The 21,697-nt window shown below is 47.8% G+C and carries 23 protein-coding genes; 16 read left to right on the top strand and 7 right to left on the bottom strand.

Annotation, left to right across the window (positions count from 1 at the left end):
• Window positions 1-14 precede the first annotated feature (14 nt).
• The 3 genes from B2U10_RS10895 (at window position 15) to B2U10_RS10885 (ending at window position 2,282) form a co-directional block, all read left to right on the top strand.
• Window positions 15-779 carry a DeoR/GlpR family DNA-binding transcription regulator gene (locus B2U10_RS10895; protein WP_056060593.1) on the top strand — a complete coding sequence of 255 codons (765 nt, stop codon included), beginning with the start codon at window positions 15-17 and terminating at the stop codon, window positions 777-779.
• Between the two features lie 25 nt (window positions 780-804).
• A complete protein-coding gene (locus tag B2U10_RS10890; RefSeq protein ID WP_290787615.1) occupies window positions 805-1,467 on the top strand; it encodes a copper homeostasis protein CutC in 663 nt (220 codons plus the stop codon).
• Between the two features lie 185 nt (window positions 1,468-1,652).
• Window positions 1,653-2,282 carry a DUF975 family protein gene (locus B2U10_RS10885; protein WP_035408632.1) on the top strand — a complete coding sequence of 210 codons (630 nt, stop codon included), beginning with the start codon at window positions 1,653-1,655 and terminating at the stop codon, window positions 2,280-2,282.
• 52 nt (window positions 2,283-2,334) lie between these two features.
• Here the strand turns inward: B2U10_RS10885 and B2U10_RS10880 are convergent, their stop codons facing one another.
• Window positions 2,335-3,216, bottom strand: coding sequence for an NAD(P)-dependent oxidoreductase (locus B2U10_RS10880; RefSeq protein ID WP_214857215.1), 882 nt, complete (start codon window positions 3,214-3,216; stop codon window positions 2,335-2,337).
• Entirely contained in the window at window positions 3,213-4,958 is a 1,746-nt protein-coding gene (locus B2U10_RS10875) for an ABC transporter ATP-binding protein (protein ID WP_290787612.1), read from the bottom strand. Before B2U10_RS10875 ends, B2U10_RS10880 begins: the two co-directional genes overlap by 4 nt.
• A 124-nt stretch (window positions 4,959-5,082) precedes the next feature.
• On the opposite strand from B2U10_RS10875, the gene B2U10_RS10870 reads away from it, so the two are divergent.
• From B2U10_RS10870 to B2U10_RS10855, 4 genes are all read left to right on the top strand, one after another.
• Complete coding sequence (locus tag B2U10_RS10870) at window positions 5,083-5,514, top strand: YaiI/YqxD family protein (protein ID WP_290787610.1); 432 nt, start codon at window positions 5,083-5,085, stop codon at window positions 5,512-5,514.
• Window positions 5,515-5,597: 83 nt separating this feature from the next.
• The gene (locus B2U10_RS10865) at window positions 5,598-7,232 is read left to right on the top strand and encodes a sensor histidine kinase (RefSeq protein ID WP_290787607.1); all 1,635 of its coding nucleotides are present in this window, start codon (window positions 5,598-5,600) and stop codon (window positions 7,230-7,232) included.
• Window positions 7,233-7,264: 32 nt separating this feature from the next.
• The gene (locus B2U10_RS10860) at window positions 7,265-9,019 is read left to right on the top strand and encodes an EAL domain-containing protein (RefSeq protein WP_290749385.1); all 1,755 of its coding nucleotides are present in this window, start codon (window positions 7,265-7,267) and stop codon (window positions 9,017-9,019) included.
• Between the two features lie 61 nt (window positions 9,020-9,080).
• Window positions 9,081-9,350: a hypothetical protein gene (locus tag B2U10_RS10855; protein ID WP_035408622.1), complete on the top strand. Its 270-nt coding sequence runs from the start codon at window positions 9,081-9,083 to the stop codon at window positions 9,348-9,350.
• Between the two features lie 83 nt (window positions 9,351-9,433).
• On the opposite strand, the gene B2U10_RS10850 is transcribed toward B2U10_RS10855, so the two are convergent.
• Both B2U10_RS10850 and B2U10_RS10845 read right to left on the bottom strand, forming a co-directional pair.
• Window positions 9,434-10,399, bottom strand: coding sequence for a DUF4003 family protein (locus tag B2U10_RS10850; RefSeq protein WP_290787604.1), 966 nt, complete (start codon window positions 10,397-10,399; stop codon window positions 9,434-9,436).
• 54 nt (window positions 10,400-10,453) lie between these two features.
• Window positions 10,454-10,969: a DUF1836 domain-containing protein gene (locus tag B2U10_RS10845; RefSeq protein ID WP_035408615.1), complete on the bottom strand. Its 516-nt coding sequence runs from the start codon at window positions 10,967-10,969 to the stop codon at window positions 10,454-10,456.
• 111 nt (window positions 10,970-11,080) lie between these two features.
• On the opposite strand from B2U10_RS10845, the gene trhA reads away from it, so the two are divergent.
• From trhA to B2U10_RS10820, 5 genes are all read left to right on the top strand, one after another.
• Complete coding sequence (trhA, locus tag B2U10_RS10840) at window positions 11,081-11,728, top strand: PAQR family membrane homeostasis protein TrhA (RefSeq protein ID WP_053453003.1); 648 nt, start codon at window positions 11,081-11,083, stop codon at window positions 11,726-11,728.
• 120 nt (window positions 11,729-11,848) lie between these two features.
• Window positions 11,849-13,573, top strand: coding sequence for a M3 family oligoendopeptidase (locus B2U10_RS10835; protein ID WP_290787601.1), 1,725 nt, complete (start codon window positions 11,849-11,851; stop codon window positions 13,571-13,573).
• A 42-nt stretch (window positions 13,574-13,615) separates the two neighbouring features.
• A complete protein-coding gene (rpiA, locus tag B2U10_RS10830) occupies window positions 13,616-14,314 on the top strand; it encodes a ribose-5-phosphate isomerase RpiA (RefSeq protein WP_214729552.1) in 699 nt (232 codons plus the stop codon).
• A gap of 21 nt (window positions 14,315-14,335) precedes the next feature.
• Window positions 14,336-14,596: a hypothetical protein gene (locus B2U10_RS10825; protein ID WP_290787598.1), complete on the top strand. Its 261-nt coding sequence runs from the start codon at window positions 14,336-14,338 to the stop codon at window positions 14,594-14,596.
• A 781-nt stretch (window positions 14,597-15,377) separates the two neighbouring features.
• Window positions 15,378-15,932, top strand: coding sequence for a hypothetical protein (locus B2U10_RS10820; protein ID WP_290787595.1), 555 nt, complete (start codon window positions 15,378-15,380; stop codon window positions 15,930-15,932).
• A 143-nt stretch (window positions 15,933-16,075) separates the two neighbouring features.
• Here B2U10_RS10820 and B2U10_RS10815 read toward each other — a convergent pair whose 3' ends face one another.
• The 3 genes from B2U10_RS10815 to B2U10_RS10805 are packed head-to-tail and all read right to left on the bottom strand — an operon-like array spanning window position 16,076 to window position 17,832.
• The gene (locus B2U10_RS10815) at window positions 16,076-16,480 is read right to left on the bottom strand and encodes a DUF350 domain-containing protein (RefSeq protein WP_214729562.1); all 405 of its coding nucleotides are present in this window, start codon (window positions 16,478-16,480) and stop codon (window positions 16,076-16,078) included.
• Window positions 16,481-16,493: 13 nt separating this feature from the next.
• The gene (locus tag B2U10_RS10810; protein WP_197026221.1) at window positions 16,494-16,661 is read right to left on the bottom strand and encodes a hypothetical protein; all 168 of its coding nucleotides are present in this window, start codon (window positions 16,659-16,661) and stop codon (window positions 16,494-16,496) included.
• Between the two features lie 55 nt (window positions 16,662-16,716).
• Window positions 16,717-17,832, bottom strand: coding sequence for a GGDEF domain-containing protein (locus B2U10_RS10805; protein WP_056060621.1), 1,116 nt, complete (start codon window positions 17,830-17,832; stop codon window positions 16,717-16,719).
• A 240-nt stretch (window positions 17,833-18,072) separates the two neighbouring features.
• Between B2U10_RS10805 and B2U10_RS10800 the strand changes: the two genes are divergently transcribed.
• Genes B2U10_RS10800 through B2U10_RS10785 form a run of 4 tightly spaced genes read left to right on the top strand, consistent with a single transcriptional unit; the run spans window position 18,073 to window position 21,696 of the window.
• The gene (locus B2U10_RS10800) at window positions 18,073-19,512 is read left to right on the top strand and encodes a GntP family permease (RefSeq protein WP_290787592.1); all 1,440 of its coding nucleotides are present in this window, start codon (window positions 18,073-18,075) and stop codon (window positions 19,510-19,512) included.
• A gap of 24 nt (window positions 19,513-19,536) precedes the next feature.
• A complete protein-coding gene (locus B2U10_RS10795) occupies window positions 19,537-20,238 on the top strand; it encodes a CoA transferase subunit A (RefSeq protein WP_029341303.1) in 702 nt (233 codons plus the stop codon).
• A gap of 13 nt (window positions 20,239-20,251) precedes the next feature.
• Window positions 20,252-20,914 (top strand): 3-oxoacid CoA-transferase subunit B, encoded by a 663-nt coding sequence (locus B2U10_RS10790; RefSeq protein ID WP_290787590.1) that lies wholly within the window; start codon window positions 20,252-20,254, stop codon window positions 20,912-20,914.
• Between the two features lie 5 nt (window positions 20,915-20,919).
• Window positions 20,920-21,696: a 3-hydroxybutyrate dehydrogenase gene (locus tag B2U10_RS10785; RefSeq protein ID WP_290787587.1), complete on the top strand. Its 777-nt coding sequence runs from the start codon at window positions 20,920-20,922 to the stop codon at window positions 21,694-21,696.
• Window position 21,697: the final 1 nt, after the last annotated feature.

Here is a 21,697-nt window from a genome sequence, read left to right as displayed (position 1 = left end):
AGGGGGAAGCGCACGTGTCGTTGTTAGGAGAAGAGCGGAAATCACGCATCATGGAATGGCTGGAAGAGGAAGGGAAAGTCATGACGAAGGATTTGATCGAACGTCTCGATGTCTCGGGAGAAACGGTACGACGCTACTTAGAGGAGTTGGAACGCGAACGTCAATTGAAGCGTGTCTATGGCGGTGCTATCTATCAAGGAGGAAAACGGGAGACGCCGATCTCACGGCGAACGGATCAGCTATCCCGCCGTTTAGCGCGCTATGCGAAAGGGTGGCTCAGTGACTATTCCTGTATCTTTCTCGGACGGGGAGAACCGGTCGAGCATTTGTTACCTTATTTAACGGGAAACGCGACGATTGTCACGAATTCACTGATCGTCGCCAGTCACTTGGAGCAGTGCCGTAAGACGGGACCGTTCACTGGGGAAATTCGATTGTTAGGCGGAACAGTCGATGCATACGGACAGACGGTCGGGGTCGAGGTATTGCAAGCGCTGGATGCCTATGCTTTTGATGCCTGTTTCCTATCGTTTGATGGTGCTGAGATTGAGCGAGGCTTCGTCAGTGATGATATCGAATCGTCACTTATTCAAAAAGCGGTCATTAGTTGCACAAAAGATGTCTACGCCTTCTTAGCCAATGACGAGTTCCAAGGAAATCGAAAATATAAAGTGGCAGAGTTCCGGCGCGCGAAAATCGTCCTCAGCCCAGCCTCCTATCCGCCATCATGGGAGATGAAACTGTTCAACGAACGCGTGAACTGGATGGTCGTCTCATGATACACTGATGCGGGAGGGATGTATCATGTTAGAAATCATTGCATCGACCGTAGAAGAAGCGGTCGCAGCAGAACAAGCCGGAGCGGACCGGATCGAGCTCGTTTCCGCATTATCCGAAGGGGGATTGACGCCGAGCTACGGACTGATCCGTCAAGTCGTCTCGACGGTCGAGATTCCGGTTCACGTCCTCGTGCGACCACATAGCAAATCGTTCGTCTACTCGAAATCAGATGAGGAGACAATCATCACGGATATTGACTTGATCCGTGAACTCGGTGCAGCCGGGATCGTCGTCGGCTCATTGACAGCAGACGGTCGTGTCGACGAAGGTTTCCTCGGTCGCATCATCAAACATAAAGGGGAACTGTCATTGACGTTCCACCGAGCAATCGACAATAGTCGTGATATTCTTGAAGCGGCAGAAGTACTCGCTGATTTTCCGGAAGTCGACCGAATCTTGACGTCAGGTGGTCAAGCGACGGCACTAGAAGGTAAAGAGACAATCGCACGTTTGATTGCAGACTATCCGGACTTGATCATCTTACCAGGATCCGGCATCACACTTGAAAATGCAGAGGCACTTCTTGAAGCAACGAAGGCGTCCGAACTGCATGTAGGATCGGCGGTCTTACAAGACGGTGCCATTCAAAAAGAACGCGTTGAGGCGTTGACACGACTCCTAGGATGATCATCGAGTGAATCAATCCATTTTTCTGATCTGTTGAGATGAGGGAAATGGATTTTTTCATGCGCTCGTGACGACTTTTCGACGATTCGCTTCAAGCAGATGAAAAGCAGAGTGGGAGAACTAGGTTTTTCAAAGGAACTGGGCTAAAATCAAAAGTGGAAATAGTGGATATAAAGGAGTACGACATGAACCCTAAACAATTGAAACAAGCTGCTCTTGGTACGTTAAAAGGACAATGGTTGGTCGGATTAAGCATCTCGATCATCTACTTCCTTATTTTTGCGCTCGCTGCAAGCCGGATGTCATTTGATCAAGATGACATTGATAGTATGGTTCGATTCATCGCACTGAACATGGTCGTCACGATCGTCCTGGCTCCAGTGACAGTTGGTCGAACGATTGCTTACTTACGTTTCACCCGCGGGGAGTCTGCCGGAATCGGAACACTGTTCGAAGGGTTCTCTTCGTTTCGACGTGCTTTCCGGACGATTGCCGCATATGCGATCGTAACGGTATTGGTCTATGTTGGATCATTTTTGATCTTACCGGCACTATACTTTTACCTAGCATATCGTCTCGTTCCGTATATTTTAGTCGATCGACCGGAATTATCGTTTTGGCAAGTACTTGGTGAAAGCCGCCGGATGATGAAAGGGCATAAGCGTGAACTGATCATGCTTTACTTGAGTTTCATCGGCTGGGGGATCCTCGCACTACTCAGTACAGTGGGTGTCATCTTCTTGACGCCATACTTCGATACGACGATGGCACACTTCTATGAACGCTTGAAACCAACACGTTCCGTTAAGGGATGAACGTAAAAAAGCCTGTACATTACGTCAGTAGACGTAGCGTACAGGCTTTTGCTTATTCTACGGAAGCGCGTGAACGCTCAGCAAGCAATAGATAAAGCGCTTGTGTACCGGAATCGGCGTGACCCAGCTCAGCAAGTTGTTCGTATAAGTCTTTCGTGAGTGCGAGACCAGGTGTCGCGATACCCATCTCAGCGCCGCGTTCGAGGGCAAGGCGCATATCCTTGATGAAGTGTTTGACGAAGAAACCAGGTGAGTAGTTTTCGGCGATGACGCGCGGAATCAAGTTCTCAAGACTCCAGCTACCGGCAGAACCAGATTTGATCGTCTCGATGAACTGTGTCGGATCGATTCCGGATCGTGTGACGAACAACAACATCTCCGCTGTTCCAATCATCGATCCGGCGATTGCGATTTGGTTCGCGAGCTTCGCCGATTGTCCTTTACCAGGACCACCGAAGAGTGAAATCGATTTCCCCATCGCCTCGAATAATGGCTTCGCTTGTGCGAAAGCCGCTTCTTCACCACCGACGAGAATCGCGAGTGTTCCGTTCTTCGCACCGAGATCACCGCCCGTGACAGGTGCGTCAAGTGCCTGAAGACCGCGTGCTGTCGCTTCCTGCGCGATTCGTTCAGCAAGAGCCGGACTAGACGTCGTCATATCAATCAGAATCGTTCCTGGTGTCGCATGATCGAGTATGCCGTCTTCGAAGTAGATCTGCTCGACGTCTTGCGGATAACCGACGATCGAGATGACGACGTCGACATCCGTGACGACATCTTGAATCGTATCGACGATTTCGACACCATCTGCTTCAAGGACGAGTCCTTTCTCTTTCGTACGATTGTATCCTTTGACTGTAAAACCTGCCTTACGCAGATTGCGGACCATGCCTTGTCCCATGACACCTAATCCGATGAAACCGACTGTCTTCATACGTGATTCCCCCTTGCACGTTCCGTGCCGATGAATTGTTGCGTTACGAGCTTATTATACAATGGATTGTCGACGACAAGTCGATCATGTGTCCCGATACCTGAAATCTGACCATCTTCAAGAACGATGATTTGATCGGCATGACGGACCGTCGCGAGACGATGGGCGATGACAAACGTTGTCCGTCCGACCATTAATCGCTCGAGTGCTTCTTGAACGACACGTTCCGACTCGGAGTCGAGACTGGATGTCGCTTCGTCAAGCAACAGAATTTCCGGATCACGGAGGAGTGCACGTGCAATCGCAATTCGTTGGCGTTGACCACCAGACAGTTTGACACCCCGTTCTCCAATCTCAGTCGCATAACCTTCCGGGAATCGTTCGATAAACGTATCGGCATTCGCCATCCGTGCAGCCGCACAGATTTTGTCTTCACTGATGTCATCTGTCAGACCGTAGACGAGATTGTCACGAATCGTTCCTGATAAGACGGGGGAATCCTGCGCGACATATCCGATTGCCTGTCGCCAAGACGATAACGTCAAATCAGAAATGGGTTGATCTCCGAGACGGATTTGTCCTGACGTCGGTTGATAAAATCGCTCAAGTAACGCAAATAATGTTGTTTTACCGGAGCCACTCGGACCGACGATTGCTGTCGTCTTGCCGCGTGGTAACGTAAAGCTGACATTCTGTAAGATCGACGTCTCATTGTATCCAAATGACAGGTGTTCGACCGTCACGTCCGTAAACGGACGAGATGCTACAAGCGTTCCAGGTGCTTCCGGTGATTCATCGAGAAGCTCGATGATTCGCTCTGTCGCACCGCGTGCTTTCTGTAACTTCGTGATGAATTCAGTCATCGTCACGAGCGGTGTCATGATTTGGAACAAATAGAGCGAAAAGGCGACGAGTTCACCCGCCGTGATCTGGTTCGTCGCAACGCGGTAGGCACCAAAACCGATGATCAAGATCAGCATCGTCGTTAGAGTGACGTTAAAGATCGGCAACAAGAGGGCTTGAATTCGTCCTTCCTTCACACCATATCCGTATAAGTTCTCAATCCGCGTTTTTCCTCGTCCCAGCTCATAGTCTTCTGTTGCTTGTGATTTGACGAGTCGGACCTCACCGAGCATCTCGGCAAAAAAACCGGATAATCCTGCAAGTTCCTTCTGAGTCTCACGAGAAATCTTGTGTAATTTGCGGACGAGCGGAATGATGATCAACAAGGTCACGGGGACAGCGATGACCATGACGAGCGTCATTTGCCAATCGAGGAAGAATAGGATCGTGATTGCTCCGATGATTGAGACGAGTGACGTCAGCAAACGGACGAGTTGTTCCGATAGCAATTGCTGAAGTGTCGTTGCGTCACTATTGAGTCGTGAGACGAGCTCACCGGATTTTGTCTCATCATAGAACGGAATCGATAGCGTCAATAGATGCTTCCATAGAAGCGTTCGTAAATTGGCGACGATCCGTTGACCGACGATCTGTAACCAATAGATCGATAAAGCGTTCGCGACGACTTGGACGAGGAAAACGATCACAAATAGACTGATCAATTGTGGTGTCAGTCGATCGACAGTAAAACCATCAATCAACGTCTTTAAGAACCAAGGAATGGCGAGCGCAGCCAGCGCTTGGATGACGGAGACGGAAACGGCGGCAGATAATAAACCGACCGGTGGTTTCGTTTTTTTTAATAACAGGTAAAAAGATTGGAACGTCGCAGCGTTCATTTCAACACATCCTCTCTTTTCTATTGTCCGGAAGAACGAAGAGACGGTCAAATGGGAAGCGCGACTTGACAAAAAATCTTTCGATTTGTGACACTGATAGTGGAAACAATAAGGGAGGATTCAAATGTCTATTTTCGTAGATGCGGACGGATGTCCCGTTGTCGATCTTGTCATTCGACACCGACAGGGACGTGACGTCTTTTTAGTTTGTGATACGGCACACCAGATGATCCGAGAAGGAGCGACGACGATTACCGTCGGACAAGGACCAGATGCCGTCGACTATGCGATCGTCAATCGGATGAAACATGGCGATCTCGTTGTGACCCAGGATTTTGGTCTGGCAGCACTCGTCTTAGCGCGAGGGGGACTCGCAATTGATCAAAATGGTCGCCAGTTCACGAACGATAATATCGATTCATTGCTCCACACTCGCCATGTCGGACAACAAATCCGACGAGCAGGCGGGCGTACGAAGGGACCGAAAAAACGGACGCGTGATGCGGACCGTTCCTTTGAAGAATCATTTCGTACATTAGTGCAAACCAGCATGTAAGGAAGACAATGCTGGAACTGTTGATACGGTACGGACCGTGATATAATTTGAAGCATGAATGAAATCAGAAAGGAGGATACACGTTGAAACGAATTTTACGCGACCACTCGAAGGATCGCCCTTACCGATTGCGCCAAGGAACGGTTCCGGCATCAACTGAGGCACGATTCACATCACTCGATCAACGTGAAATCAATCGATTACAACAGAATTTACGAAACGTCGAAGTGAAATTGAAGCAACGCAATGAAATCATGGAAGCGTTGGCGACACAAAATGTTGAAGCAGCCTGTGAGACTGTCTTGATGATCTTGTTGCAACTGCTTGAGGTAGAAGAAGGAGCTATCCTCTTGTACCGGCGGGAGCAGTTAAATCATTTCGTCGCACAAGGGATCGACGATATGGAGCTGATCGAAAAAGATCTCGATCAATATTCGGTCTTGCGTCGCGCATTCGTCATGCGTAAATCGGTCCAATTGCCACTCGGCGACCAGTTCGAGTCAGCAATTCCCGTGCAGTCTCCAAGCAACGGACAAGTCGTCGGACTGCTATACATCCGCCATGCCTTCGCCCAGTTCAATTTAGAACAAGTCGGGGATTTACTTGATCTATCACGAAAACTTGGAATGACGCTTGAACGCCATCTTCTGTTCCATCAAATGGAGCATGAAAAAATCAAGACGTATCAGCTACTCGATTCGATTCGGGAAGCTGTCCTATATATCGAGAGTAGCGGGGAGCAGATTTATGCGAACCAGGCCTTATTGAATATGTTTCCACCAAAGCTCGTCAATCAGGCGCAAGGGTTCCGTCACGCGTATGAACGGGCGACGTCGCTGTTTGAACATGTCGATCAGCCGGAAGCACTTCATGATTACATCGGTCAACTGATGAACGGGGATATTCCGGGAGAAACGATCGAGTTATCGGCATTCAGGGGGAACTTGTTGCTCAGTGCCTACGCTGAACGGATTGCGATTGCGAACGTTGAATGGGGGATGATGCTTGTCTTACGTGACGTGACGAAAGACAAGGAGCTCGACCTTAAGCAGGCAGAGTTCGTCTCGATCGTTTCGCACGAGTTACGGACACCGCTTTCTTCGATCATGGGCTTCACGGAGTTATTGATGAAACGAGAAGTCGATCCGAAGCGGCAGAAACGCTATTTGCAGACGATTCATTCGGAAACCGTTCGATTGGCGGAATTGATCAATGACATCTTGGAAATTCAAAAAGGGGAAGACTCAACACACGGAACACAAAAAGAATTACTTGATTTAAAACAATTGATGTTCGAGATGAAGCCGATGTTCGATCTTGCGAGTCGCGCACATCGCATCAGTGTCCAATTTAGTCCGGGATCCTATACGATTTCAGCCAGCAGTGAGAAGATGAAACAACTGTTTACGAACTTGATCATGAACGCGATTAAATATTCGCCCGAAGGCGGCGCGATTCGGATCAAAGGATCAAATCAGTCAGATCAATTACGAATTGAGATTTCAGATGAAGGGCTTGGTATTCCAGAAAAAGCGCTCCCTTACATCTTTGATAAGTTTTACCGAGCAGATAACTCGGATACGCGCAAAATTGGCGGAACGGGCTTAGGACTCGCGATTTGTCGGATGATCGTCCTCGATCATGGCGGAGCAATCTCCGTCCAATCGATGGAAGGGGAAGGCAGTACCTTCATCATTCAACTTCCGATCGGCGTATGACCGACGACAGACTCAGAAAGGAGGAAGACATGGTGAATAACTCACATATTCGTTATGAAGCATTACATCCACTCGTTGAGGAAATTCTTGAAAAGCTGAGTGAACGAATTGGCGTCAATACGTTATTTTTTGCATTGAACGACTCATACAGCAACTTTGTCGTCAAGGCAATCAATCAAGAACGTCAGTTGATCGAAGAAGGCTCGACCCATGTCTTCCAACATGTCCTCTGTAAGCTAGTCGTCGATGAGACGGACGGGAAGGTCTCGATCAATGAATTGCTCAACGATCCATTGACCGTCAATCATCCGGTCACGAAAGCTCTTGGGAACGGTAGCTTTTTAGGAGTAGCGATCAAAAATGCGGAAAATGAAAAAATCGGGACATTATGTGCCTTTGATGATCAACCATTCGACTTCAAGGAGCAGGATATCGCACTCGTCGAGCGGTATGCGGATATTATTAGTAAATCGATCAACGTCGAAACGTATGTCATCAAAGATGCGCTAACAGATGTCTATAACGAACGATACATGAATAGACTGATCTCGAGTGTGACGATTCATCCTGCTTTCTTAATGGTGTTGAACCTCGACCGTTTCCATGCGATTAATGCGACGCATGGGTACCGGGCAGGGAACGAAGTGCTACGCGAAATCGCGAATCGGCTGAAATATGTTCCTTTACCGAATCATGTCGTCGGTCGAATGGATGGGAATGAATTCGTCGTCTTAGCAGCACTTGAACAGGAACAGGAATTCGAACAATATGCGGAAGATTACGCTCGCATCGTCACGGAAGCGATTGAGCAACCGATCGTTGGTGTTGCAGCCGAACCGATTCAGGTGACGGCATCATCTGGCGTCAGTCTTCTGACCGGTGACATGGCAAGTCGCCAGACACAAATCTACGCAGCAGAAGCCTTGATGCAACAAGTCAAACACGAGGGGAAACAGCGAACCTCATTTGTTAATCCAAATCGGAATGCGGAACAGCATCCATTTGCATCAGTTCTTGAATCAGAGCTTTCGCATGCACTAGAACGGGGACAATTCGAGCTCTACTATCAATGGATCGTTGATGCGAAACAAGAACGCTACGTCGCGGTCGAAGCGCTTCTACGCTGGAATCATCCTGTGCTTGGGTTCGTCAGTCCGACGGATTTTATTCCGATTGCCGAGAAGATGGAGATTTTCCCAGACATCGGTCGATTTACGATCTGTCAGGCGATCCTGGATCAACGGCGCTTGGAGGAGACATTTGGACGTAAGATTTCCGTCGCCGTCAATCTATCGGCAAGTCAGTTCGAGTCGGATCAACTCTTTTCAGAATTACTGAGACTGACAGAAGAATCGTATTTCCCGGGCGAACGACTCATTCTTGAAATCCGGGAGGAAGTATTGCAGACGCGTCGTCGTTTTGCAATCAAACGTTTGGAGCAGCTGCGCCAAGCAGGCTACCGTCTGACGGTCGATCATTTCGGTAGTCACTACGCGTCACTTAATTCGTTATTGCGTTTACCAGTCCAAGCAGTCAAGCTCGATCCAATCTTTACACGTCGACTCGTGCAAAATCAGTTAGAGCGTTCGATGATTCGCTCTGTTCATTCCTTGACGTCGACGTTAAACATCGCGCTCGTGATTCAGGAAGTCGAGACCGCGTCGCAATTGCAACAGATTCAAGTGTTGGATGAGCAACTTTATATGCAAGGCTACGAGGTTCATCACCCTCAGCCGATTGAACAATTACTCATCGAGGACATCGTTCGAGGGCGTGCTGAGGTTTAACCGTTCTTCAGTCGGGAATACATTAAAATGTGGAACAAGTACATTTTAAGGGGGATGCCAAATGGCTGATCAACATGATAAAGAGACGGACCCGATTACTTCAGGAAACCGGATGACGAAGGATGAGATTGCCGGACGTGACCCGCAAGACAATACGGAGGTTCCGGAAAAATCGAAGGATGAAAAAGAAACGAAGCATCAAGATCAAGAAGCTGAGAAAACAGAACGACCAGATGACGAAGCTTCAAGTGAAGAGGCACCGGATTTGTCGCATGCTTCTGATGAAGATGGCGATGTCGAGCCATCCGATGAAGAGAACCAACAAGGTTAAGAATGACTAAAATAAAGGGCAATCGATGTCCGGCAGAAATGCCACACGTCGATTGCCCTTTTTAATGTATTATTTTTAAACGGTTACTCGCCACTCCCACCGCCATCACTTCCACCATCGAATCCACCGTCAATTCCGCCATCTGTCGCATGTGACGTATCGGTCAAATCAACAGGGAAGAGCAAGAACGGAGTCGCATCGGCGCTATCCGGCGGAAGAATCGAAGATGGGAAGAGTTGTTGCAGGATCGTTTGTTGACTCAAGTATAATCGGATCGCCGTCAAATAGACCAAGTCCCTCCGGTACTTAAAACGTAAATCGGAGCGTAACGTCTCTGCCATCTGTTGGAGTGCCGAAGCATGAATGTTGGGGTCGCCGAGTAGTGCAAGCATTCCGTGGAATGACAGCGGGACATGATGCTTACGATGTAATTTACGGGACGACTCCAATTGCGCGATATAACGATCCCAATCGTCCTCTGGTAATAAAGAGAATAACAAGGCGACGATATACGTCTGTTGAGCGCGACCGAAACGTCGTTTCAGTCGTTGATAGACTGCTTCAATACGCGAAGCGAGTTCGTCTAAATCACCGCGTGTCGCAGCATGAAAATAGACGAAGGAGGTCAACAGCGGTGATACGATGAAACGATGCTGTTTTTTAAGAAGAGTGTATAACTGAACGGTCCGCTCGAGTACCGTGTCTTGTGGAGAAATACGACTAATGAACAGCGCAGTGGAGTAGGCATTCAGGGGATGCGACAAACGATGGGATTTAAAATAGCCGTGAAGCGACATCATCTCAGAGATGCGGCTCGGTGCATGAGCGTCAAAAGCATGGATTTTTGAAGCGAGCAGCAAAGCCTGCGTAGTTTGCGTGCGCAATCGTGTCATTAAATCGTCTGCTGTCTCAAGTAACGTGCTTGCGGATACCTGCTCCGTTCCGATCGTCCGGTCAAATGCCAATTCGATGAGAATACCGTCCTGATACGTTCTGAATTCTGGTGCGATATGATCCAGTTGTCGCAAGAAAGTCGTCGCCATCTCCATGACTGTTCCTCCTCTGTTTTTTCTTATAGTGTATCACGCAGTGAAAGCGTTATCTTATTTTTTTAGTTGGGTATCGATCAATTGTTCCGCTGCACGCCGGTACAGATTACTCATATGAGCCAGCGCTAAAATCTGTTCCAGTGGATCGGTCGTCGAGGCGGTAAGAGCATCTTGTTCGGTGATGAAACGGGCTGTATTTCGTTCTGTCAGTTCAAGGTAAGTGCGATAAAAGTCTTCCAGATCGAGTTGATTCTGTTCGATGCCTTCGTTCAAGGGCGTTAGGATCGTCTTGATATCGTTAATCGAAAACGAACTTTTCAACTGATAAATCAAGCTAATTAAAATCAAGTGCTCCTTCGTATACTTTTTATTCGTAACCGGAAAAAATAATTTTTTTTTGGCATAATTGTTGATCATCGTCTTCGTCAGGATTGTCTCATCCGCATTCCGCGTCGTTTCCTCGAATGTTCGCTCAAACAGTTGGATGACTTGATCCATATAAAGATCAATGTTCGGGATATCTGCGAGCTGTAATTGACGATCATGTCTCGTGTCGTCAGAACGTGTCATAAAAAAACCTCCAAAATCGTTAAAATAGGACTTTCTACTTCTTCATCATATGATAGAATATGTATATAACGCCATGTAGTATTCAAAACTACATATCAGGGAGGAACAAAAGTGAAAGCTTATATGAGAGAACCGATTAATGGATTAACACATTTGGGAGGGGCTGTCTTTGCTTTTGTCGGATTACTCGCACTCGTCATTAAAGCATCGTTAGAACGCGGAGCATCACTCGCCATCGTCGCAGCGATTATTTTTGGGGTCAGCATGATGGCACTCTATGCTGTTTCGGCAACGTATCATATGGTCCTTGCGAGCGACCGGGCGATTGCGATCTGGCGACGATTGGATCACTCGATGATTTATTTGTTGATTGCCGGTTCCTACGCACCGTTTTGTCTTGTCAGTCTGAATGGCCCGACGGGTTGGGTCTTGTTTAGCATCGTCATGTTGATTGCTGTTTCCGGAATTACCTTCAAATTAGTCTGGTTCAACAGTCCACGCTGGTTATCGACGACGCTCTACATCGGAATGGGCTGGATCATGGTGTTTGCGATCACACCACTCGCGCAAGTCTTATCACCGCTCGGCATCGGTCTATTATTTCTTGGTGGTATCTTCTATACGATCGGTGGCATCATCTATGGACTCAAGCCGCGTGTCTTATCGTTTAAACATCTCGGATTCCATGAAATCTTCCACATCTTCGTACTACTCGGTAGTCTAGCGCATTTCCTATGTGTCTACTTCTTCGTGTTATGATGATGTCCTCCTTTAGTCAATGACTGAAGGAGTTTTTTTGTATCTATATGGAAAATACAGGAGAAGTCGAGTGTCCTCACGAATGAAAGAACGGAAAGATCACGAAAAGGGGGAAATTACATGCAACACACACGATGGCAATTAGAAACACTCTATACGATTGATGACGTCAAAGCAGGCATCGCTTCCATACAAACAGCATTGTCGAATCGGCCGATTGATGTGGCAGAACAGGTCGAGCGTTATCAGCAAGTCGCGCGCGACGTCGAAGAATGGAGCGACTTCATTTATTGTCTGTACGCTGAAGATGTCACGCGCGTAGAAGTCCATCCATTGCTTGAAGAGATCGAAGTCGTCCAAGCGATGGTGCGCAGTGAAGTGGCAGCACTCGATACAAAGATCGCAGCTCTGTCACAAGAAGAGTGGGAAGCGCTCGTTACGGATTCACCGTACGCCTTTTTCTTAAACGAACGCCGTGACATCCAGTCCCGTCGTGCACCACTGATTCAAGAACAATTGTTACAGGATCTCGGTGTGGATGGATTCCAGGGCTGGGGACAACTCTACGATCAGCGCTTCATGGCGTTACGGGTCGACTTGAACGGAAAGCAGGTCACGATCGGTCAAGGATTGCATGAAGCGATGTTCGCGCCTGATCGTTCGGCTCGTCTAGCGGCAGCAATTGCAGTTGACGCCGCTTGTGCCAAAGAGGCTGACTTGTTTGCGACGATCTTGAACCGGATCTCCGGCTTCAGATTGCAATCCTACAAGATGCGGAACTGGGAGCAACCATTGACAGAGTTGCTTGAGCAGAACCGGATCTCAGAAGCGAGCTTAAAAGCGATGATTGAAGCACTCGATCAGCACCGAGACCTCTTTCACGCCTATTATGCCCGCAAGATTGTTCAGGCAGAGCAGGTGACGGGAGAATGGCATGATTTTGAGACGAATACGTATCGTTCCGCGCGGCATGTTCCGTTTGAGACGGCACAGGCAATCGTAAGCAAACAATTCAAACAGTTGAATCCAAAGCTCGGTGCTTTTGCTGAAAACGTGTTTAACGAGGGATGGGTCGATGCGGAGAATCGTCCCGGAAAAGCGGAAGGCGGATTCTGCGCTGCCTTTCCGATTGCAAAAGAGAGCCGGATTTTCATGACGTACCGTGACAGTTATCCAGACGTCGCGACACTTGCTCATGAATTCGGTCATGCCTATCATAATTATGTTCTGCAAGATGAACCGTATTTAAACCAAGTCAAAGGAACGAGTATCGCGGAGACGGCTTCAACATTCATGGAGAATCTCGTCCTCGATGCTGCGATCAAAGAGACGACGGAGCGCGAGGAAGTACTTGTTCTCCTAGAGGTCAAGATTCGAGAGGGGCTGAAATATGCCAGCATCGTTCCCGGAATGTTCCGTTTCGAGCAACGTTTTTATGCGGAACGTCAGCATGGTACGATCAATGCTGAAAGGTTGAGTGAACTCTTACAAGAGGAAGAGCGCTTAGCCTATGGTCCAGTGCTGCCTGAACCAGCGCGCTACAAATGGATGTATATCAGTCATCTGTTTAATCCGAACCTTGCGTTCTACAACATTCCGTATACGATCGGTTATCTGCTTAGCAATAGTCTTTATCAGACGGTTCAAGCGGATCCGAGTCAATTTTCGACAGTTTTTGATGCCGTCATGCACGATTCCGGTCAAGCGACGATCGATGAAATCGTTAAACGTCACCTCGACGCCGATCCAACATCTATCGCGTTTTGGGTCGAAGCTCAGCAACCGCTCGTCCAGGCGATTGAGCAGTATCTGACGTTAACGGAATCCTCTCTCTCCGTCGATTGAAGACGAATCGAAACGGGAACAGAAATGTAGGGAGGGATGCGGATGTATGAACAGGAGAAACAATTAGTCGCTGAGGCAGCACTAACTTACGTGAAGGATGGAATGATAGTGGGTCTTGGAACGGGTTCGACGACGGAACGGTTTATCAAGGCGCTTGGTCCACTCGTACAGGCTGGACTACAGATTCGTGGCGTGGCGACGTCGCTTGCGACGGTAAAGCTTGCTGATCAGTTACAAATCCCATTGATTGATCTGGAAGAGGGAATGGAAATCGATGTGACAGTTGACGGAATTGATCAAATCGACGGTCAGTTTCAAACCATTAAAGGCGGTGGCGGTGCATTGTTTCGTGAAAAAATTGTCGCCCTGATGAGTCGCGAATTGCTCTATCTGACCGATTCCTCGAAGTTCGTCCATCATTTAAGCGGACCGTTACCGGTTGAACTGGATCCGTTTGCCTTACCGTATGTACGACAACGGTTGCGTGATAAGCATGTCTCCGCAACGTTGCGGCTGAAAGACGATCGTCCCTTCATTACAGATGGAGGTCACGTGATTCTTGACGTTGATGTATCAGCCATTTCGGACGTTCGATTATTCGCAAAAGAAGTGAAGAGCTGGTCTGGAGTGCTTGAGACCGGTTACTTCGAGCGACAACCTGATCATGTCCTGACGGTCGAAGAGGGAAAGGTCAAACGCATCGCGCATCCTCGCCTGCGTGACGGTGGTGGGTTGGTTTAAGAAAAGAAAGAAGGAAACCGTATGGGCTTGAAAAAACGGTATTTATTTGGAGCTGGCATCATTGCCGGTGCGAGTCTACTTTTGTTAAGGAAGCGGGAACAGGGCACACAAACAGATGCACTACGTGAATATTTAGCGCATCTCGATCAGGATCCGAGTCCAGATGCTGGGAAGGACCCGGATGAGGTCGGATTGACGAAGCTCGATTCGATTTATCGAGCCGAGTGGCAAGCGAATGGTTTCCCACGTTCGCGGACGGAGCTAGAAGAGCTGGAAAAATAGAAAAGTAGTAATTAGCTAAGAAGTATTTAAACGGCTTGAGTCCAAGATTTGAACGGGCTTTAGCCGTTTTAATTATAATTGAAGTTTTTTAATAATATATCATTGTCGTCTCATGAACCTCTAAGAACTCTAGTCTATGTAACGACTGATCTGGGTCTCATCATTCAGTAGAGGTGCAAAGTAAGAGTCATGACTATTATGTAAAATAGAACTATTTTACTTCACACATTGAACAAAAGTGAAAAACAACTCTCAAACCCTCTTTTCCTAAACTGCTTTCTGATAAGATGTGGATTATATCCAATGCGATTCGAGAGGAGATTCATTGAGTGAAGACGTTTTTTAACATCAACATATCGAGCTTTTTGTATGCCGTCGCTTTATTCGTTCCGTTGCAAATCATGCTAAATATCAATCGAATCATGAGACTTACGAATATGTCTTCAGGTATGTTTTGGACTTTGAATATCATGATTGGATGGATCACTTTAATCAGTATTCCTTTTTTGATTAGACAGATCACTTTCAAATCCACTCTACATAAATCGTTTGAACGAATCACCTGCCTCTCCTGGTTCGTCTACTATGTGTTATTCACATACATCACTAGCCGAATCATTCCAATCAAAAATGGGGGAGATATGCCAAGCCCTGTTCTTGGCCTCATCTTAATCCTGGTATTGTCAAGCTATCCTCTCTATATAATAATTTCGAAATGGCTCATCGTGGATCGAGAGTCGAAATAAGGTATGAAAAATCCGTAACATCAAGGAGGCATATTTTGAAAAAACGCTATTTATACTTTTATTCGACAGCGATTATTCTGATCGGGGGAGGCATCTATTCATATAAATCAGGATACATCCCTCGCTCAACTCCCTATATAGAACGAAAGCATGAAGTGCTGATGGATGCTAAGACCGTCAATTCAGTCAATCGAAAAGACTATATCGAAAGATCGATGCGATATATGGCTAGCTTTGCACCTTATTCAACGGGGGATTCCATCACAAAGAAGTCGACAATGAGCGAATTGAGGACAAAGATTGATACGATGCACGATATCGAACAGTCCTTCCAATTCAAGTCGGATGATCCAGAATCAGAATCTTTACGGAAAGTAGCAAAGAACTATACTTCTTATATCGAGGCGCTCGAATATGTTGCGAGCAACATGCATGGTAAGGAGTCGATGAACATCGATCAAGTAAACTACTTGAAGAGCGTTTGGAATGAGGTCGTCACACCTGCACGTCATATAAAAGGTGAGGTCGGTCGTTCACAAGAAGGCGAAGCCGTCATGTTTGAAAAAGAGATCACCACAGTCTGGTCCTAATATGTTAAGAGCTAATTGATAAGAATGTAGTAATATATAAGATATATCTCTATGAGAAATCCCTTCTTTTTAATACGAAATAAGTAGTTGATTATAAACTAAACAGCCCTAGATCAATGGATCCAGGGCTGTTTTCATGCGTTTTAATATGTAAGCGACCCAGCAATGATCAAACCGATCGAAATCGATAAGAAGAGGAGCAGCAAGCCGACTGCTTCGTTGTTCGCATCAATCTCTTTCGTCATGCTCAAACGTGGGATTAGTAAATCCGCGAGATAGAACAAGACGATTTGTAAGACGATTGCGAGTGCACCCCATAAGACCATATCGAGAATGCTGACGGAGTTCGAGATACTCGAATAGAGGACGATGGCAAGACCGAGAATACGTCCACCGAATGCATAAACGGCTGCTTTCTTACCATTACGGATTAATTCCAGTTCCTTTGATTTCGTCGTTACCTCGAATAGGACGACACCAATTGCAAGGAGTACGGTCGCGACACCGATATACGTAAGGGTCGAGAGGAATAAGTCACTGAATGTCATGTTGGTACCTCCATCATGATTTTTTATTTTTTTTGCGTTGTTCGTATGCGACATACAATTCAAGCAGTGCTCCGACGAGAATGCCTGCTGATACATACAAATAGAAGTTGTCACCAATGAATCCGAACACGAGTCCTAAGAGAAGACCGATCAGGATATAAGGACCTTTTGTTAACTTCATATCAATCACCTGCCTCTACTTTAAAGGTAGCGGATTTCAGCGGTGACGTCCATCGTTATTCTTGGAAGCTGACGGCGGATTCTGCATTAGGAGAAAACAGGACGACTTGATTCCGTCCTTGTTGTTTTGCTTGATAAAGCGCGGCATCCGCATCCGGTAAGAGATGGTCGATTTGAGATGTCGTCTCATCATACGCGGCTAAACCAAATGATGCTGTAAGTGGCAGATCGGTCGTCGCTAGTCGGAACGGGCTGCAGGCGATACGTTCACGTAATTGCTCTGCTAAAGGAATCACTTCAGCGAGCGGAACGCCTTCAAACAAGACGGAGAACTCTTCACCGCCGTTACGAGATAAATACCCGCTCTCTGCGACGCCATCACGCAGTCGGCTGGCAAACTGACGTAGCACTTCGTCACCCGCTTCATGTCCATACGTATCGTTGATCTGTTTAAAATGATCAATATCGATCGTCAACAACACGATGGACTGTTTGTTCAAGATCAATCGTTGTTTGAGATCCGTGAAGTATTCGTTAAAAGCACGTGAATTATTCAATCCCGTCAAAAAGTCGAGTTGTGCTTTCTGCCGAAGCACCCGTAACGACTGTTTCGTCAGGCGGATATCACGAATGATCAAAAGGGCGAGCCAACTGCTAACGAAAGAAGCGGGAATGACGACCGACATGACCTCGAGTAAGAGGATTTGTTTCGGTAAGACGATCCATAAGACAAGGGCGTGCAAAGCCGTCGCATAGAGCGTCACGAGTGTAAAGGTCCGTTTTGCGTAAGGCGGCATTTCACGAACAATCAGACTCGTTCCGAGGGCGACAGCGACGATGAAACCAAATGCAGTGAATGCAGCCAAGTTCGTTCCCAGACTAAAGCGATAAACAATGATCGCGACCGTCACGATCGTTGTTGGAATAACGCCTCCAAAGTAGGCGGCGACAATGACCGGAACATGGCGCAAATCAATCATGACGCCGGGGGCTGCTTCGATTGTCATCTGCATGAGCAGTAAGGAGATCATGCTCAGGGCAAGACCATACAGTACGCGGGTGAGACGTGGAGATTCTCGCGTGATCGGAAGCGGTGATAATTTTCCAAGTAGATAAAAACCAGCCATTAATAGCGTCACGTTATGTAAGACGTCAAAAAGGATGCTTTTCATGAATCGTCCATCCTTTCGAAAAAAGTACGTTATTTAAGAAATATACGCCATAAACGGACTAACTCCTGTTTATAGAAAAAATAAACTCTTCCCATCAATTGTGTCTATAATGTGAACTTATGATTTCTATAAGCTATACTTATGGTTTTAGGGAATTTGATTGACCTCCTCGACACTGCATTGTTAAATGATGAAGAAGCGGTATGAAAGCGCTTACTAAATTTGAAGGAGATCTTACTCATGGAACTCGTCATCATTCTTCTTGCCTTATCTTTATTGATGTTCGTTGCCTATCGTGGTTTTTCGGTCATCCTATTTGCACCAATCTGTGCCTTGTTCGCCGTCTTACTGACGAACCCGGACTGGGTGTTACCATTCTTCTCGAATATCTTCATGGAAAAGATGGTCGGCTTCATCAAAGCATACTTCCCGGTCTTCCTCCTCGGAGCGATTTTCGGAAAAGTCGTTGAGATGTCCGGTATCGCGGAGTCGATCGCAAAGACAATCATTCGTATGATTGGTGCGAAGCGCGCTATCCTTGCCATCGTCTTACTCGGCGCCATTCTTACATATAGCGGCGTCAGCTTATTCGTTGTCGTATTTGCTGTCTATCCGTTCGCTGCGAACTTGTTCCGCGAAGCAAACATCCCGAAACGACTCATTCCGGGAACAATTGCCCTTGGTGCGTTCACGTTCACGATGGATGCCTTACCAGGAACACCTCAGATTCAGAACGTCATCCCAACGACGTTCTTCAAAACGGATATCTACGCTGCGCCGATCATGGGTTCAGTCGGTGGATTGTTCATCCTAGTCGTCGGCATGTGGTATCTCGAGTCACGCAAGAAAAAAGCCCATCAAGCAGGTGAAGGATACGCTGGATTTGAAGCAACAGCGGCAAGTGCCGCACCGCAGATGGAGTTGAAGAACGAACCAGAAATGACGCTCGAGACGGATCGTCAACCAGTCTATCGCCAAGTCCTTGCCTTCGTCCCACTCGTCCTTGTTGCCGTAATGAACAAAGTCTTTACACTCTCGATTCCGAAATGGTATCCAGAAGGATTCGATTTTTCAGCAATCGGTCTAGAAGCATTCGGAAAGATCGAGACACCCGCCGTTCTTGCGATCTGGTCCGTTCAAATGGCATTGTTGATCGGAATTCTCGCAGCGATGCTCTATGACTTCCGAAAGATCAAGACGAACTTCCAAGCTGGTCTGAACGTCAGTATCGGTGGTGCGCTCTTAGCGGTCATGAATACAGGTGCTGAGTATGGCTTCGGTGGCGTCATCGCGGCGTTACCAGGATTTAAGTCCGTCTCAAGCGGAATCTCGGAGACATTCACGAATCCGCTCGTCAACGGAGCCGTCACGACGACGACGCTTGCCGGTGTCACCGGTTCCGCATCAGGCGGGATGGGGATTGCGTTAAGTGCGATGTCGGATAAATATACGCAGGCAATCACATCGGGTGGCATACCACCGGAAGTCATGCACCGCGTCATCTCGATGGCGTCCGGCGGAATGGATACGTTACCGCATAACGGTGCCGTCATCACATTACTTGCCGTCACGGGCCTAACGCACCGTCAGTCGTATAAAGACATCTTCATGATTACGATCCTTAAAACAGTGACGGTCTTCTTGATGATTGGATTGTATAGCTTGACTGGTTTGTACTAAGAGTTTAGAAGGGGGCATCATCAGATGAAACAGGGGAAAGTATACGCATCATTCGCGGAAGCGACAGCAGACATTTTTGATGGGGCGACGCTAGTCGTAGGGGGCTTCGGACTCTGCGGAATCCCGGAAAAATCCATTACGGCGTTACAAGAGAAAGGCGTCAAGGATTTGACGGTCGTCAGTAACAATTGTGGCGTCGATGATTTTGGACTTGGTCTCCTCTTGCAGACGCGACAAATCAAGAAGATGATTTCGTCGTATGTCGGGGAAAATAAGACGTTTGAACAACAGTACCTCAGTGGCGAGATCGAAGTCGATCTCGTTCCCCAAGGTACGCTAGCGGAACGTATCCGTGCCGGTGGTGCTGGTATTCCTGGTTTCTATACACCAACAGGCGTCGGGACACCGATTGCTGAAGGAAAGGAACAAAAGGAGTTCGACGGGAAGACTTATCTGCTCGAAGAAGGAATCGTCGGCGATTTTGCGATTGTCAAAGCATGGAAAGCAGATCGTCTCGGGAATCTTGTCTTCCGGAAGACATCACGCAACTTTAACCCGATCGTCGCGACAGCGGGAAAAGTAACGATCGTCGAAGTCGAAGAACTCGTCGAGGTCGGCGAACTCGATCCGAACGAGATCCACACGCCTGCTGTCTACGTCCAGCGCATCGTTGTTGGAACGGATTATGAAAAACGCATCGAACGCCGGACTGTCCGGGAAGCTTGAGGAGGAGATTGATATGAAAACGACACGAGAGATCATCATTGAACGCGCGCTTCAGGAAGTTGAAGACGGGATGTACGTCAACCTCGGGATCGGGATTCCGACATTGATCGCCAATGCGATTCCGGACGATATGCATGTCATGCTGCAATCCGAAAACGGACTTCTTGGCATCGGACCGTATCCACTTGATCATGAAGTCGATGCCGATGAGATCAATGCTGGCAAAGAGACAGTCACGGCACAATCCGGAGCTTCTTACTTCGACAGTGCTGAATCGTTCGCGATGATTCGCGGCGGACACATCGACCTCGCGATCCTTGGCGGTATGGAAGTCGATCAGAACGGTGACCTCGCGAACTGGATGATTCCGGGCAAGATGGTTAAAGGCATGGGCGGAGCGATGGACCTCGTCAACGGAGCGAAACGCGTCGTCATTATCATGGAACATGTCAACAAACACGGCGAATCGAAAGTCAAACAGTCGTGTACCTTGCCGTTGACAGGACGCGCCGTCGTCAATCGTCTGATTACGGACCGGGCCGTCTTTGATTTCACGCCGGACGAGATGGTCTTGATCGAGACGCTGAATGGTCAAACGGTTGAAGACGTCAAACAAGTCACGGAAGCACGATTCACGGTCAGTCCGGAACTCGAGCGCGTGACGGTAGGGGAGTGAAGCAGATGGTTCAAGGAGATATCGTACTCGTCACAGGTGCAGGAAGCGGAATTGGTCTAGAAATCTCAAAGGCGTTCGCTGCGGCAGGAGCGAAGGTCATCGTAACGGACGTCCGCGCGGAAGCAGCAGAGGAAGCTGCGTCAGCGATTCGCGGAGCTGGTCATGAAGCAGTCGGCATGACGCTCAACGTCACCGATGAAGCACAGGTCGAAGCCGTCTTGAAGCAGACGGTCGAACAGTTTGGTCGACTTGACGTCTTGATCAACAACGCGGGTCTTCAACACGTCTCACCAATTGAAGAGTTTCCGACAGAGAAGTTCGAATTGATGATTAAGATCATGTTGACGGCACCGTTCATGGCCATCAAACATGCTTTTCCGATCATGAAGGAACAAGGTTACGGACGTATTCTCAACATGGCATCGATCAATGGTTTGATTGGTTTTGCTGGGAAAGCAGCATATAACTCGGCGAAGCATGGATTGCTTGGTCTAACGAAGGTCGCAGCCCTTGAAGGAGCGGAATACGGGATCACCGTCAACGCGATTTGTCCGGGTTACGTTGATACACCACTCGTTCGTAATCAAATGGAAGACTTAGCGAAAACGCGACACGTCGAGCTTGAGAAGGTACTTGAAGAAGTCATCTATCCGCTCGTTCCGCAAAAACGTCTGCTTGCTGTCGAGGAGATTGCAGATTATGCATTGTTCCTTGCGAGCCGCAAAGCAAAAGGCATCACTGGACAAGCGAACGTCCTTGATGGTGGATACACGATTCAATAAG

Origin of the sequence: Exiguobacterium sp. UBA7533, assembly GCF_002479335.1 — a bacterium.
Taxonomy (GTDB): domain Bacteria; phylum Bacillota; class Bacilli; order Exiguobacteriales; family Exiguobacteriaceae; genus Exiguobacterium_A.
This window is presented reverse-complemented; position numbering and strand designations above follow the sequence as displayed.

What these genes read in the sequence shown, in the direction of transcription:
- B2U10_RS10795 (WP_029341303.1), top strand. Translation starts at nt 19,537, where the DNA reads ATGAAACAGGGGAAAGTATACGCATCATTCGCGGAAGCGACAGCAGAC.
- B2U10_RS10845 (WP_035408615.1), bottom strand. Translation starts at nt 10,969, where the DNA reads ATGACACGTTCTGACGACACGAGACATGATCGTCAATTACAGCTCGCA.
- B2U10_RS10790 (WP_290787590.1), top strand. Translation starts at nt 20,252, where the DNA reads ATGAAAACGACACGAGAGATCATCATTGAACGCGCGCTTCAGGAAGTT.
- B2U10_RS10785 (WP_290787587.1), top strand. Translation starts at nt 20,920, where the DNA reads ATGGTTCAAGGAGATATCGTACTCGTCACAGGTGCAGGAAGCGGAATT.
- B2U10_RS10835 (WP_290787601.1), top strand. Translation starts at nt 11,849, where the DNA reads ATGCAACACACACGATGGCAATTAGAAACACTCTATACGATTGATGAC.
- rpiA (WP_214729552.1), top strand. Translation starts at nt 13,616, where the DNA reads ATGTATGAACAGGAGAAACAATTAGTCGCTGAGGCAGCACTAACTTAC.
- B2U10_RS10880 (WP_214857215.1), bottom strand. Translation starts at nt 3,216, where the DNA reads ATGAAGACAGTCGGTTTCATCGGATTAGGTGTCATGGGACAAGGCATG.
- B2U10_RS10855 (WP_035408622.1), top strand. Translation starts at nt 9,081, where the DNA reads ATGGCTGATCAACATGATAAAGAGACGGACCCGATTACTTCAGGAAAC.
- B2U10_RS10875 (WP_290787612.1), bottom strand. Translation starts at nt 4,958, where the DNA reads ATGAACGCTGCGACGTTCCAATCTTTTTACCTGTTATTAAAAAAAACG.
- B2U10_RS10885 (WP_035408632.1), top strand. Translation starts at nt 1,653, where the DNA reads ATGAACCCTAAACAATTGAAACAAGCTGCTCTTGGTACGTTAAAAGGA.
- B2U10_RS10815 (WP_214729562.1), bottom strand. Translation starts at nt 16,480, where the DNA reads ATGACATTCAGTGACTTATTCCTCTCGACCCTTACGTATATCGGTGTC.
- B2U10_RS10890 (WP_290787615.1), top strand. Translation starts at nt 805, where the DNA reads ATGTTAGAAATCATTGCATCGACCGTAGAAGAAGCGGTCGCAGCAGAA.
- B2U10_RS10825 (WP_290787598.1), top strand. Translation starts at nt 14,336, where the DNA reads ATGGGCTTGAAAAAACGGTATTTATTTGGAGCTGGCATCATTGCCGGT.
- B2U10_RS10870 (WP_290787610.1), top strand. Translation starts at nt 5,083, where the DNA reads ATGTCTATTTTCGTAGATGCGGACGGATGTCCCGTTGTCGATCTTGTC.
- B2U10_RS10805 (WP_056060621.1), bottom strand. Translation starts at nt 17,832, where the DNA reads ATGAAAAGCATCCTTTTTGACGTCTTACATAACGTGACGCTATTAATG.
- B2U10_RS10850 (WP_290787604.1), bottom strand. Translation starts at nt 10,399, where the DNA reads ATGGAGATGGCGACGACTTTCTTGCGACAACTGGATCATATCGCACCA.
- B2U10_RS10810 (WP_197026221.1), bottom strand. Translation starts at nt 16,661, where the DNA reads ATGAAGTTAACAAAAGGTCCTTATATCCTGATCGGTCTTCTCTTAGGA.
- B2U10_RS10800 (WP_290787592.1), top strand. Translation starts at nt 18,073, where the DNA reads ATGGAACTCGTCATCATTCTTCTTGCCTTATCTTTATTGATGTTCGTT.